General features: G+C 66.6%; 14 protein-coding genes and 1 tRNA gene. 6 read left to right on the top strand and 9 right to left on the bottom strand.

Going from position 1 to position 12,228, the window contains the following annotated elements; genetic code table 11:
• The 6 genes from AC1DVA_RS12855 to AC1DVA_RS12830 all read right to left on the bottom strand — a co-directional run bounded on the left by AC1DVA_RS12855 (window position 1) and on the right by AC1DVA_RS12830 (window position 5,503).
• On the bottom strand, window positions 1–1,194 hold the full coding sequence (locus tag AC1DVA_RS12855; protein WP_265050402.1) for an MFS transporter: 1,194 nt from the start codon (window positions 1,192–1,194) through the stop codon (window positions 1–3).
• Between the two features lie 13 nt (window positions 1,195–1,207).
• Window positions 1,208–2,029, bottom strand: coding sequence for an aldo/keto reductase (locus tag AC1DVA_RS12850; RefSeq protein WP_265050401.1), 822 nt, complete (start codon window positions 2,027–2,029; stop codon window positions 1,208–1,210).
• A gap of 18 nt (window positions 2,030–2,047) precedes the next feature.
• Window positions 2,048–3,070 (bottom strand): TIGR03571 family LLM class oxidoreductase, encoded by a 1,023-nt coding sequence (locus AC1DVA_RS12845; protein ID WP_476806127.1) that lies wholly within the window; start codon window positions 3,068–3,070, stop codon window positions 2,048–2,050.
• Between the two features lie 111 nt (window positions 3,071–3,181).
• Window positions 3,182–4,312 (bottom strand): mandelate racemase/muconate lactonizing enzyme family protein, encoded by a 1,131-nt coding sequence (locus tag AC1DVA_RS12840; protein ID WP_265050399.1) that lies wholly within the window; start codon window positions 4,310–4,312, stop codon window positions 3,182–3,184.
• Between the two features lie 26 nt (window positions 4,313–4,338).
• The gene (locus AC1DVA_RS12835) at window positions 4,339–5,022 is read right to left on the bottom strand and encodes a GntR family transcriptional regulator (RefSeq protein WP_265050398.1); all 684 of its coding nucleotides are present in this window, start codon (window positions 5,020–5,022) and stop codon (window positions 4,339–4,341) included.
• A gap of 238 nt (window positions 5,023–5,260) precedes the next feature.
• Window positions 5,261–5,503, bottom strand: coding sequence for a DUF2312 domain-containing protein (locus tag AC1DVA_RS12830; protein ID WP_038363023.1), 243 nt, complete (start codon window positions 5,501–5,503; stop codon window positions 5,261–5,263).
• 238 nt (window positions 5,504–5,741) lie between these two features.
• On the opposite strand from AC1DVA_RS12830, the gene AC1DVA_RS12825 reads away from it, so the two are divergent.
• The 3 genes from AC1DVA_RS12825 to pyk all read left to right on the top strand — a co-directional run bounded on the left by AC1DVA_RS12825 (window position 5,742) and on the right by pyk (window position 9,118).
• A complete protein-coding gene (locus AC1DVA_RS12825; protein WP_265050397.1) occupies window positions 5,742–7,046 on the top strand; it encodes a glycerate kinase type-2 family protein in 1,305 nt (434 codons plus the stop codon).
• 29 nt (window positions 7,047–7,075) lie between these two features.
• A complete protein-coding gene (locus tag AC1DVA_RS12820; protein WP_265054929.1) occupies window positions 7,076–7,492 on the top strand; it encodes a DUF1036 domain-containing protein in 417 nt (138 codons plus the stop codon).
• 186 nt (window positions 7,493–7,678) lie between these two features.
• Window positions 7,679–9,118 carry a pyruvate kinase gene (gene pyk / locus AC1DVA_RS12815; RefSeq protein WP_476806126.1) on the top strand — a complete coding sequence of 480 codons (1,440 nt, stop codon included), beginning with the start codon at window positions 7,679–7,681 and terminating at the stop codon, window positions 9,116–9,118.
• Window positions 9,119–9,151: 33 nt separating this feature from the next.
• On the opposite strand, the gene AC1DVA_RS12810 is transcribed toward pyk, so the two are convergent.
• Together AC1DVA_RS12810 and ykgO are read right to left on the bottom strand one after the other, a co-directional pair.
• Window positions 9,152–9,757, bottom strand: a complete 606-nt coding sequence (locus AC1DVA_RS12810) for a tetratricopeptide repeat protein (RefSeq protein WP_265050395.1) — start codon at window positions 9,755–9,757, stop codon at window positions 9,152–9,154.
• A gap of 186 nt (window positions 9,758–9,943) precedes the next feature.
• Window positions 9,944–10,069 (bottom strand): type B 50S ribosomal protein L36, encoded by a 126-nt coding sequence (gene ykgO, locus AC1DVA_RS12805; protein ID WP_038363015.1) that lies wholly within the window; start codon window positions 10,067–10,069, stop codon window positions 9,944–9,946.
• A gap of 243 nt (window positions 10,070–10,312) precedes the next feature.
• On the opposite strand from ykgO, the gene AC1DVA_RS12800 reads away from it, so the two are divergent.
• The 3 genes from AC1DVA_RS12800 to AC1DVA_RS12790 all read left to right on the top strand — a co-directional run bounded on the left by AC1DVA_RS12800 (window position 10,313) and on the right by AC1DVA_RS12790 (window position 11,248).
• The gene (locus AC1DVA_RS12800) at window positions 10,313–10,522 is read left to right on the top strand and encodes a hypothetical protein (protein ID WP_265050394.1); all 210 of its coding nucleotides are present in this window, start codon (window positions 10,313–10,315) and stop codon (window positions 10,520–10,522) included.
• Window positions 10,523–10,532: 10 nt separating this feature from the next.
• Window positions 10,533–11,033 (top strand): phosphoribosyl-ATP diphosphatase, encoded by a 501-nt coding sequence (gene hisE, locus AC1DVA_RS12795; protein WP_442864842.1) that lies wholly within the window; start codon window positions 10,533–10,535, stop codon window positions 11,031–11,033.
• 138 nt (window positions 11,034–11,171) lie between these two features.
• A tRNA-Arg gene (locus AC1DVA_RS12790) sits at window positions 11,172–11,248 on the top strand.
• A 783-nt stretch (window positions 11,249–12,031) separates the two neighbouring features.
• On the opposite strand, the gene AC1DVA_RS12785 is transcribed toward AC1DVA_RS12790, so the two are convergent.
• Window positions 12,032–12,228 (bottom strand): hypothetical protein (locus AC1DVA_RS12785; RefSeq protein WP_476806125.1); only part of this gene is annotated, 197 nt, incomplete at its 5' end.

Genomic DNA, 12,228 nt, shown 5'->3' with positions numbered 1-12,228 from the left:
CTAAGGCTCGGAACGCCTGTTCCCGAGCCAGACCAGCGCGAGGCCGGAAGCAGCGAGCAGGCCGCCGGCGATCGGGATGGCGGCATAGCCGAGGTCCAGGCTGATGACGGCGGCGCCAAGCGCGGCGCCGACGGCATTGCCGAGGTTGAAGGCGCCGACATTGATCGAGGAGGCGAGGCCCGGCGCCTCGGACGCAGCCTCCATCACGCGCATCTGCACCGGTGGCACGATCGCGAAGGCCGCCGCGCCCCAGACCAGCAGGCCGATGGCCGCGCCGATATGGCTGGTGATGGCCAGGGGCAGGGCGAACATGATCACGGCGAGCGCACCGAGGAATATCTTCGTCGCGCCGTCCAGCGACCAGTCGGCCAGTCGCCCGCCGAGCGCATTGCCGAGGGTGAAGCCGACGCCGATCAGCACCAGCCCGAGCGTGACGAAGCCGTCGGACGCGCCGGTCAGGGTCGCGAGAACGGGCGCGACATAGGTGTAGAGGGTGAACATGGCGCCCGCGCCCATCACGGTCGTCGCCATCGCCAGCAGCACGGCCGGGCGGGTCAGCACGCGCAATTCACGTCGCAGGTCGGGCCGCGTGCCTGCCTCACCGCGCGGAAGCGCGAACCATAGCGCAGCGATTGCGGCGAGCCCGAGCACGGCCGTGCCGGCGAAGGCCATGCGCCAGCCGATCTGCTGGCCGATCCAGGTCGCCGCAGGCACGCCGCCGATATTGGCGATCGTCAGGCCCATGAACATCGCCGCGACGGCGCTCGCCTGCTTCTCCTTCGGCACCACGCTGGCCGCCACCACCGCGCCGAGCCCGAAGAAGGCGCCGTGGTTCAGGCTGGTGACGAGGCGGGCGAGCAGCAGGGTGAAATAGCCCGGCGCCATCGCCGACATCAGATTGCCGATGGTGAAGATGCCCATCAACAGCATCAGCGCGGTGCGCTTGCCGAAACGGCTGAAGGCGAGCGTCATGACCGGCGCGCCGAGCATCACGCCGATCGCATAGGCGCTGATCAGCAGGCCCGCGGTCGGTATCGAGACGTCCACGCCCTGGGCGATGACGGGCAGGAGGCCCATCGGCGAGAATTCGGTGGTGCCGATGCCGAAGGCGCCGACGGCGAGCGCCAGCAGCGCCCAGCGGGCATGCGGCGCGGCGGCGGCTTCGGCCGTCGCCGAACAGGTGGTTGCGGTCATTGTCGCCTCGGCTTCACGCGTCCCAGGCGGGCGCCAGGCCCGCCGGGCTGACGAGCCGCCCGTCCGGTCGGGCCAGTTGCGCGATTGCTGTCATGTCCGCATCGGACAGCGCAAAATCGAAGATCGCGATGTTCTCGGCGATACGTTCCGGCTTCGCGGTCTTCGACAGCGCGACGAAGCCCTGCTGGACCAGCCAGCGCAGTGCGACCTGCGCGGCGCTCTTGCCGTATTGCGCGCCGATCTTCTGCAGGACGAGGTCGCGCGGCACGGCCCCATCGGCCATGCCGTAATAGGCGGTGATCGCGATGCCGGCCTGCTTCGCGGCGGCGGCGAGACGACTTTGGTCCAGATAAGGATGCAGCTCGACCTGATTGGTGACGATCGGCGTGGTGCTCAGCGCTGCCGACGCCCGCATCTGCGCGATGTTCTGGTTGCTGACGCCGACGAAGCGCGTCTTGCCTGCCTTCTGCACCGCGTCCAGCATCGCGATCTGCTCGGCGATGGCGACCTCGGCCGGCCAGTGCAGCAACAGCAGATCGACCTGGTCGACCTTCAGCTTGCCGAGGCTCTCATCCACCGAGGCTGCGAATTTGGCGGGGCTGTAATTCTCGACCCAGACCTTGGTGGTCAGGAACAGGTCGTCGCGGCGGGCTCCCGCGCTTGCAAGGGCCCGGCCTAGCGCCGCCTCGTTCCCGTAGATCTGGGCGGTGTCGAAGTGGCGGAAGCCGGCTTCCAGCGCGGCGGGCACAACGGCCTCCACCTCGGCGTCCGACATGCGGAAGACGCCGAAACCGAGCGCCGGAATCTCCGCGCCATGCGCTTTCACGATTTCCATTGTCTGTCTCCTGAGTGCTTAGGCGGCATGCGCCTTGGGTTTGGTGGCGAGCGCCGGGATGACGTCCGACGCCAGTTCTTCGATGATCTCCACCGGCGGCCGTGCCGACTGCCTGAGGTTGAGGGCGAGGTGGTCGACTCCGGCGGCTACCAGCGCCTGCAGATGCGCGATCAGCCCGTTGCGACCCACGCGCGCGCCGAAGCGGATGGGCTCGGCCGGCGCGGCGGCATCGTCCAGAAGATCGAGATGGAAGGCGTTGATGAACGCGCCCGGGCCGGTGGTGGCGGCCCGCCAGCGCGCGACCTGCGCGGCCATGCGCTCGACGCTGCCGGGATAGACGAAGCGGCCATCCATGTTGGCCGCGAGCCAGGCGTCGTCCTGCCGCGCCTGTCCGGCGACGACGAGCGGTATGCTCGGCTGGTCGGGCCGGGGCAGCAGATCGAGCCCCGCCATCCGCTCTCCGTTCACCGGCAGCCCGCCGGGCTGCCATGCCGCGCGCAGATAGGCGACGGCCTCGCGAAAGGCTTCGCCCCGTGTCTCGAAATCGAGACCGAGCAGTGGATATTCGACCGGCCGGTCGCCCGAGGCGACGCCGAGGATCAGACGACCTCCGGACAATGCGTCGACCGAAGCCGCGGCCTTGGCCGTCATCAGGGGATGGCGGATCGGCAGCACGACGGCGGCCGTTCCGAGCGCAATATCGCGCGTCTGGCCGGCGAGGAAGCCGAGCAGCGTGAAGACGTCGTATACCGAGCCTGCGTCGCCCATATTGACCCGGTCGAACACCGGCACGTCGCGCAGCCAGACGGCCGAGAAGCCGAGATCGTCGGCCCAGCGGATCAGCTCCGTCTGCCGGCTGAGATCGGGGACGCCGGGCGGACGCCCCTGCTCGGTGCGGCGGGCTTCGCCGGCGGGCGACCAGTCGTTGTCGAGCGGCAGCTCGAGGCCAAGAGTCAGGCGATCCGGCTTCCGGATCAGGTCCAATGCGGAGTTCCGTGTCATGGCCGGGAGATAAGGCACCGCGACCAGCTTGATAATCACGCCTCCTGCCACATTATCTGTGAACGGGCTTCACAGGCGAGGGCGTCCTGGATAATCGCGCCGGCGGCTTACGGCGTCATGACGACGGCGCGCCTCTCGACCGCACTCATCTCAGGCTTCGGCCTTCAAGGCAGGAGCGGTGCCATGGCTCTTGCGGTGGACGATGGTCTTCTCCAGCGCCTCCCAATCCCAGTCGATGCCGAGACCCGGTTTCTCGGAAGGGATCGCCTTGCCGTTCTCGATGCGGATCGGCGAGGAGGTGACGAGGTCGAGCTGGGGGATGTATTCGAGCCAGCGGCTGTTGGGCACCGCGCAGCACAGCCCGAGATGGATCTCCATCAGGAAATGCGGGCAGACCGGCACGTTGAAGGCCTCGGCCATATGCGCGACCTTGAGCCAGGGCGTGATGCCGCCGATGCGTCCGACATCGACCTGCACGATCGAGCAGGCACCGGCTTCGAGATAGTCCTTGAACTGCGAGAGAGAATACATCGACTCGCCGACGGCGATCGGCACGGTGGTCGATTGCGAGAGACGCCGATGCGCGCCGATATCGTCGGCATGGATCGGCTCCTCGAACCAAGCGACGTCGAGCTTCTCGTAATGACGCGCCCGCCGGATCGCCTCGTCGAGCGAGAGGCCCTGATTGGCGTCGGTCATGATCTCCCAGCCGAAGCCGACCTTGTCGCGCACAGCGGAAAGGCGCTTCACATCCTCGGCGACATGCGGCCGGCCGACCTTGACCTTGGTACCGCCGAAGCCGCTTTCCTTGGCCTTGAGCGCCTCCTCGACCAGCTCGGACTGCTCCATGTGGAGCCAGCCGCCCTCGGTGTAATAGAGCTCGATCGCATTCTTGGCGCCGCCGGCGAGCCGGTGTAGCGGCAGGCCCGTCTTCCGGGCGCGCAGGTCCCACAGTGCCGTGTCGATCGCGGCGAGCGCGATCGAGGTGATGGCGCCCACCGTCGTGGCGTGGACGCGGAAGAACAGGGCTCGCCACAGCCCCTCGATCTCCTCGGCCTCGCGGCCGATCAGGACGGGTGCGAGATGATCGTCGATCAGCTTGCAGACCGAGGAGCCACCGGTGCCGATGGTGTAGCTGTAGCCCGTGCCGGTCACGCCATCCGCATCGGTGATGCGGACCATCGGCGTCTCCTGCAGCTCGAAGCTCTGCACGGCGTCGGTGCGCTTGACCTTGGGCTTCAGGTTCGCCTGCAACACTTCGACGGATACGATCTTGGCCATTCTCGGCTTCCTTCCCGGGTGATCTCTCAGCGTTTCTCCGGCCGGTCCGCATGCCAGCCATTGTAGCGATGCCATGACGTCTTCAGATGCGACTCCACCGCGGCCTGCGCGCCGTCCTCGTCGCCGCGAAGGACCGCGCCGAGGATGGCGCGGTGCTCGTCGAGCATCGGCGCGATGTCGTGGGGAATACGGCTGAACAGCCGGGCGTGGTGCAGATGCGGATGCAGGCCTCTCACCGCCTGGGCCAGGATCTCGTTGCCGGCTCCTTCCAGTATCGCCTCATGGAAGATTTCGTCGGCGCGGCTGGCACCGACATAGTCCCACGCCTGCCCGCGCGGAGGATCGCGCTCCATCGATGCGATGCTGGCGCGCATCCGGGCGATCGCGTGAGGATCGCGGCTGCGGGCGAGCTGCCTGGCGGCCCAGCCCTCGTTCAGTATGCGGAAATCGCGGAGTTGCTCGAACCATTCGCGCGGCGGTTCGGGCGCCACGGAGAAACCGGTGAAGGATGCCGAAGCGACGAGGCCGAGCGCGGAGAGCCGTGTCAGCGCCTCGCGGATCGGCGAGGAGCTGACCTCGAACTCGCGGGTGAGCGCATCGATATTGAGCTTCTCTCCCGGCGCATAGGCCCGATCGAGGATGCGTTCCATCAGAACGGCCGTGACCTGATCGACCAGCGCCACGCGCGCCAGAACGGGTTTTACGATCATGCCGAATTCTCCCCCGGCGTTGATCATCCATCGCCGATCATCGGTCGTCAATCATCGATCGTGCATGATTTGGGGAATGACATTGCCGAGGCAATGGACCGGTCAATAGTCCTGCCTGCCATGGCAATACGCGATCTGGTGGGATGTCCTCCAGATCGCGCCTGGCGTGAAATGCGAATGCTTACGCAGTTTGCCCGACATCGGTATGCCCCGGGCAAAATCGCCGTGCAGGATGCTGTCAGACCGTCTCGCCGACCGCCTGCAGATAGAGGTCGAGGATCGCCTCTTCCTCCTTGCGCTCTTCGAGATCGCGCTTGCGCAGCGCCACCACCTTGCGCAGCACCTTGACGTCGTAGCCGTTGCCCTTGGCCTCGGCATAGACCTCCTTGATGTCGTCGGCGATCGTCTTCTTCTCTTCCTCGAGCCGCTCGATGCGCTCGACGATGCTCTTGAGCTGGTCGCCCTGAACCGGATCGTCCATCTGATATCCTTCCGGGGTATGAAAATTCGGCCGGCAGCGTTCGCCCGGATCGGGGCTGGGCGTCAAGCCGGAAACGGCTCGCCCTCAACAGCTGTGATGCCGCAATCACCCGCTTCGGGCTGACGAAGAAAAGTATGACTTAATCTGGATAAGACAGATGACGCCGGCCTTCGCGCGATCTAGGAAGAATCAAGAGGACCGTCGCGGCCAGCGACGACGCTGGGTGGAAATGGGCAACGTGCACAGTCCTGCGAGCGAGACAGCGAAGCCGCGCGCGACGGCGCGGAAGATCTACGATGCCGCCGTCTCCCGGGCCCATCCGGCCGAATGCCTGCCGCAACATCTCCCGTCTGCCCCTGCAACGGGCCGCCTGATCCTGCTTGCTGCCGGAAAGGCTGCCGGCAGCATGACCGCCCTTGCCGAGGCGCATTATCTCGATGGCGGTTTTCCGCAGGAGCGACTTTTCGGTCATGCCGTAGCCCGCCACGGCTACACCGCTCCGACCCGCCGGATCCCGATGATCGCCGCCGGCCATCCCGTGCCCGATCAGGGCAGCATCGACAGCGCCGAACGCGCGCTGGCGCTGGCGGCTTCCGCGACCGAGGACGATCTGGTCCTGGTCCTGCTTTCGGGTGGGGGCTCGGCCAACTGGGTCGCCCCGGCCGGCTCGCTTACGCTTGCCGAGAAGCAGGCCGTCAACAAGGCGCTGCTGCGCTCCGGCGCCCCGATAGGCGAAATGAACATCGTTCGCAAGCGCCTGTCGCGCATCAAGGGCGGCCGGCTCGCGCTTGCGGCGGCCCCGGCGAAGCTGCTGACGCTCGCCATATCGGACGTGCCGGGCGACGAGCCCACCGCCATCGCCTCGGGCCCGACCGTCGCGGACCCGTCCACCATGGACGAGGCCCGCGCCATCGTCGCCCGCTATGGGCTCGATCTGCCGCCCGCCGCCCGCGCGCTGCTCGACGACTCCGCAAACGAGACGCCGAAACCCGGCCATCCCGCCTTTGCCAACAGCGCGTTCCGCATCATCGCCCGCCCGGCCGATGCCTTGGCCGCCGCCCGCGCCGTCGCCGAGGCGGAGGGCTACGAGGTGCACGATCTCGGCCCCGATCTGGAAGGCGAGGCGCGAGAGGTCGCGGCAGATCATGCCGAACTCGCACGCCGGCTGAAGCGCGAGGGCAGGCGGGCCGCCATCCTCTCCGGCGGCGAACTCACGGTGACGCTGCGTGGCTCCGGCCGGGGCGGCCCGAGCCAGGAATACGCGCTGGCGCTGGCGATCGCGCTGGCCGGCGAGCCCGGCATCGTCGCACTCGCGGGCGACACGGACGGCACGGATGGCGGCGGCGGCGAGGCGACCGACCCGGCAGGCGCGCTGGTCGATCCCCAAACTTTGGCGCGCGCCGCCGAGATCGGCCTTGATCCCGCCCGATCCCTCGCCGAAAACGATTCGACCGGCTTCTTCGAAGCGCTGGGCGATTTGCTGCAGCCGGGACCGACGCTGACCAACGTCAACGACTGCCGCGTGATCCTGATCGAGCCGTGAGATTCTCCTTCAATCAGCGAACGGGCCTTCTGGCCGCCTGCTGCGCCACAGCCTTCATCGCAGGCGCCGTGCCCGCGAAGGCCGATCTGCGCATGTGCAACACCACGTCGAGCCGGATCGGCGTCGCGATCGGCTACCGCGACGCGCAGGGCTGGACCACCGAAGGCTGGTGGAACATCAGCCCGCGCGGCTGCGAAACCCTGCTGCGCGGCACGCTGGCGGCGCGCTTCTATTACGTTCACGCCGTTGACTACGACAAAGGCGGCGAGTGGACCGGCAAATCCGTCATGTGTGTCCGCAACAAGGAATTCACGATTCGCGGCATCGAGGACTGTCTGGCACGCGGCTATGACCGCGCCGGCTTCTTCGAGGTCGACACCGGAGAGCAGAAGAGCTGGACGATCCAGCTCACCGATACGGGCGGAGCTGCGTCGCCCCGACCATGAGCGGCGCGGCGAGGCGGGTGCGAGCACGAGAACGATAAAAGGCGGGCCATTCGGGCCTGCCCAAAGGGAAACAGGGGACGCCGCGTCGGGGCAGCAGGATTGCTGGCCGATGGCAGCTCTGCAACGATTGAAGGGGCCTGGATGGGACCGAAGCCGCACCGGCTCTCGGACCGCAGGGGAAAAGCAATGAAGCGCGAACGCCGGATCAAGATCATCGCCACCCTCGGGCCGGCTTCCTCGAGCGAGGAGATGTGCGCCAAGCTTTTCGAGGCGGGCGTCGACGTCTTCCGCATCAATATGAGCCATACCCAGCGCGAGACGCTGGCCGAAAGGATCGCGATGCTGCGCGGCCTGGAGGCCAAGTTTCATCGTCCGGTCGGGATTCTCGCCGATCTCCAGGGCCCGAAGCTGCGCGTCGGCCAGTTCGGCGGCGATGGCGGCGTGATGCTGGAGAACGGCGCCCGCTTCACGCTGGATTCCGATCCGGCGCCGGGCGACGTCAAGCGCGTCCACCTGCCGCATCCAGAGATCCTGAGCGCGCTGGAGCCCGGCCACACCCTGATCCTCGACGACGGCAAGCTGCGCCTCGTCGTCGAGAAGGCGTCGCCCAAGGAGGCGGTCACGCGCGTCACGGTCGGCGGGCGGCTGTCCTCGCGCAAGGGCGTCAGCCTGCCCGACACCACCATCGCCGTCTCGGCTATGACCGAGAAGGACCGCGCCGATGCCGAGGTCGCGGCCGAGGTCGGGGTCGACTGGATCGCGCTCTCCTTCGTGCAGCGCCCCGAGGATATGGCGGAGCTGCGCAAGATCGTGCGCGGCCGGGCGCTGGCGCTCGCCAAGATCGAGAAGCCGCAGGCGGTCGTGCGGATGGAGGAGATCATCGACGCCTCCGACGCCATCATGGTGGCGCGCGGCGATCTCGGGGTCGAAATGCCGCTGGAGAAGGTCCCCGGCACGCAGAAGCGGCTGACCCGCATGGCCCGGCTCAAGGGCAAGCCGGTCGTGGTCGCGACGCAGATGCTGGAGAGCATGATCACCAGCCCGGTGCCGACCCGCGCCGAGGTCTCCGACGTCGCCACTGCCGTCTTCGAAGGGGCCGACGCGGTGATGCTCTCGGCCGAGAGCGCCGCTGGCCAGTACCCTATCGAAGCGGTGACGATGATGAACCGCATCGCCGAGGAGGTCGAAAACGACGCGGTCTACCGTTCGATCCTCGATTCGCAGCGCAACGAGCCGGAGGCCACCGGTGCCGACGCCATCGCCAAGGCCGCCCACGAGATCGCCGAGACGCTGAACCTCAAGGCGATCTGCGCCTGGACCTCGTCCGGCTCCACCGCCTTCCGCATCGCGCGCGAGCGCCCGAACTCGACGGTGATCGCGCTCACGCCGAACCGCGCCACGGCGCGCCGGCTCACTTTGGTCTGGGGCGTCCACGCCATAGTGACCAAGGACGCCAGCGACGCCGACGACATGGCCTTCCGCGCCTGCAAATTCGCGGTACGCGAGCATTACGCCAAGATCGGCGACCGGGTGATCGTCGTCGCCGGCGTGCCGTTCGGGACGCCGGGCGCGACCAATATGGTGCGGATCGCCTTCATCGCCCAGGAGCATGTGGCGAAGGCCTGAGCGGGGAGGGCAGGGCGCGGCTGGTTGCGACGCTCAGGCGTCGCGACCATCGACCTCGGTCTTGAGCGCGTCGACCGCCTTCTTCACGGCGTCGAATTCCGGATAGATCGTCAGCGCCTTGCGGAAGGCGATCATGGCGCCCTTGTCGTCGCCCTGTTGGCGCAGGATCATGCCGAGCCCCATCATCGCGCCGTAATGGCGCGGCTCGCGCTTCAGCGTCTCGCCGATATCGATCATCGAGCGGATTGAATCGCCGGAGAGGTAGAGCGCATTGGCACGCTGGTTCCAGGCCTCGGCCCAGTCCGGTTGCAGGCTGATGACGCGATCCAGCAGCTCGATCGCGATTTCCGTCTGCTTCTCCTGCAAGGCCTTCTGAGCGCGGGTCATCAGCAGGTCGGCGGTATCGGAGCCGGATCGCGCCCAACGCCGCTGGATCAGCCGCGCGACCCCCTCGGCCTCTTCCTGCGTCTTGGCCTCATGCAATCGCTCGAACAGCCGCTCGAGCGTCGCAGCCGGGCCGCGTTGAGGGGCGGAGGGCGTGACGGGATTATCGGCTTTGTCGGAAGGCGCGACCGTGCCGGGCCGCGGCGGCGCGGCCTCCTGAGCGGGAGCCGCGACCGTGCCGAGAGAGGCGGCCACGGCCAATCCGAAAGCGAAAGCAGGCGCCAGATGGAAACGCATCATGCCGTCGACTGTAGCCACGTGTTCAGGCAGGTCAAATCACGCCTGGGCGAGCGCGCAACGCAAAAAGCGGGGCGCGCCGGTCGGCGCCCCGCTCTGCAAAGTCCCGGTCAGGCTTTCGCGCGGCGAGAGCCGCGCAGAAGCTCAGCCCTGACGCGCCTTGAAGCGCTTCTGGACCTTGTTGATGATGTAGACGCGGCCCTTGCGGCGCACCAGCTGGTTGTCGCGATGGCGCGCGCGCAGCGACTTCAGCGAATTGCGGATCTTCATCGTCTCAACTCCATCGACCCGCCCTTGCGGACGCGCCGGTCAAAAACCTTCAGTCTGCGACTTGGGGCCAAGCCCTCACCGCCCATGACAATGGTGCGACTGATGCGATGGCGGCTGTATACGGATTTTTCCGCAGATCGCAAGTGCGTTCGCACTCGCACGCGCAAAAGAGCGCGGGAAAGTCCGGGGAACAGAGTAGCCGCGGCAGCGTTTCCCCTGAGCTTTCCTCGGGGGGACCCCATCATGCGCATTTCGACACTGGCTTTGATCGCTGCCGCAGGCCTCGCTCTCGGCGCCTGCGGCAATACCACGGAGCAGCGCATCGGCGGCGCAGCAGTTGGCGCCGGCACCGGAGCCGTCGTGGCCGGGCCGGTCGGTGCCGTGGTCGGCGGCGCGGCAGGTGCGGTGACAGCCCCGACCGTCGTCCGGACGACCCGTCGCGCCACCCGCTGACGCAGCATCGATGGCGGGGGCGGCTCGGCACGCCGCCCTTCGCAGCAGGATCGAGCCGCGAATGGGGCCACCGGTTTGCCCTCCTCCTGCCGGCTGTCATCAAACTCTCATCGAGCGATCCAATGCTCGTCGGATGGCCGATTCGCTGCAGAGACTCCACGCTGCCGTCCTCGAAGCGCGATTCCGGGACCCGGCTTGCTCGCGAACCGCAAAACTCTTTGCCGACGGCCTGCCCAAGATGGCGAAGAAACTGGCTGAGGAAGCGGTCGAGCTCAGCCTTGAAGCGTTGCAAGGCAAGCGACAGGCGGCGATCCTCGAAAGCGCCGATCTCATCTACAACCTGATCGTCCTCTGGACCGCCATGGGGATCGAGCCGGATGAGATCTGGAGCGAGATCGACCGGCGCGAGCGGCTTTACGGAATCGCCGAGAAGCTGCCGAAGGGCGGCCGCGCACAGCGCGCGAAGCGAAGCCGGCAACAGGCGCCCGCCGTCGCGGCGCAAACGCGTTGAGACGGCGCATGACGGCATCCCTGTCCACAGTCGCGGAGAATTCGGGCCCTCGATGATTTTGGGGTTGCCAAGACGAAATGAAGCCGTTATCTCGGCGTCCATCAGGCCAGACGCTCTAGCGTCTTGACGCTCTGAGACGCGCCCGTAGCTCAGCTGGATAGAGCATCAGACTACGAATCTGAGGGTCAGAGGTTCGAATCCTTTCGGGCGCGCCATTTATTTCAAGTACTTAAATCGGGTTGGCCTATCGCCTGCTTCCCAACAGGCCGGATTTGGAAGCATATGGGAAGCATTCCGATTGTGCCAACTCGGCTCGGTTAGATGGTCCGAGATGCGATAGCTGATCAACAGATGGCGGCAGAGGCTGCGATCTCAGCAGTTGACGCTTAACAGCGGGTCGTAGGTTCGAGCCCTACATCACCCACCACGGAACTTCCTGAAAAAAAATAATCTTAGGGTTAGCTCACGCGAGTGGCGCCAAGTGCCCTTCGTTTTGGTGTCTTGTGGGCACTGGCGTGGGCACTTTTCTGCGCAACTCGGGCAAGATCGCTATCAGCACGCCATCACCAGGCACTCCCGCCAAGCGCCGTGCCTTTGAGCGTCGGCCGAAACTACTGACCCCGATCGTGACGACCCCGAGCGCGATCAACTCGTGCGCCCAATGATGCGACGAGGCGCACGCTTCTATCCCCACGACACACGCAGGCTGCTTGGCAAAAAAAAAACTGCAGGAGTTGCGCATGCCTGATCTGACTCCGGATAGCGATGTCGCCCCCGACGTCAACTCTATGCACCTTGAACACCGACGTCGCGAGATCAAGGTCAATCGTCACCACCTGACCCATTGCTCTCGTCCTCTTCAGCAGGAGCCATGCTCCCGCCGTGGTGGTGAGCCGTCCACAGCATCAATCTTGGCCATTCGTGGTGGGTTCACGGAACGGCTACTTTGGCCCATAGCGACCTGGCAAACGTCAGCTTTCGCCTCTCTTAATGGCCCGTCAGCCAAAAGTCAGCGACTGGGCCTCCGGAAGCTTGAAGTTGTCGGCGACGATCGGATTGGCCATCGACGAATGCGCTCGGCCGGGTTGGCTGCCAAGCATCTCACGCTGCGCGTGGAGGCGCCATTGCTCGCCGTCAATCCCCCGTCCACGAGGATACACGTATTCACCGTGGCGGGCCGGCTCCTTGTCTAGAC

Source organism: Allobosea sp. P4_C6 (assembly GCF_056402015.1).
The sequence above is the reverse complement of the archived record's forward strand: the minus strand, read 5'-3'. Positions and strand labels throughout refer to the sequence as shown.

Excerpts from the sequence above, each read along its gene's own strand:
- AC1DVA_RS12855 (WP_265050402.1), bottom strand. The coding sequence starts at position 1,194 with ATGACCGCAACCACCTGTTCGGCGACGGCCGAAGCCGCCGCCGCGCCG.
- hisE (WP_442864842.1), top strand. The coding sequence starts at position 10,533 with ATGGCGGGGGCGGCTCGGCACGCCGCCCTTCGCAGCAGGATCGAGCCG.
- AC1DVA_RS12835 (WP_265050398.1), bottom strand. The coding sequence starts at position 5,022 with ATGATCGTAAAACCCGTTCTGGCGCGCGTGGCGCTGGTCGATCAGGTC.
- AC1DVA_RS12850 (WP_265050401.1), bottom strand. The coding sequence starts at position 2,029 with ATGGAAATCGTGAAAGCGCATGGCGCGGAGATTCCGGCGCTCGGTTTC.
- AC1DVA_RS12800 (WP_265050394.1), top strand. The coding sequence starts at position 10,313 with ATGCGCATTTCGACACTGGCTTTGATCGCTGCCGCAGGCCTCGCTCTC.
- pyk (WP_476806126.1), top strand. The coding sequence starts at position 7,679 with ATGAAGCGCGAACGCCGGATCAAGATCATCGCCACCCTCGGGCCGGCT.
- AC1DVA_RS12840 (WP_265050399.1), bottom strand. The coding sequence starts at position 4,312 with ATGGCCAAGATCGTATCCGTCGAAGTGTTGCAGGCGAACCTGAAGCCC.
- ykgO (WP_038363015.1), bottom strand. The coding sequence starts at position 10,069 with ATGAAGATCCGCAATTCGCTGAAGTCGCTGCGCGCGCGCCATCGCGAC.
- AC1DVA_RS12830 (WP_038363023.1), bottom strand. The coding sequence starts at position 5,503 with ATGGACGATCCGGTTCAGGGCGACCAGCTCAAGAGCATCGTCGAGCGC.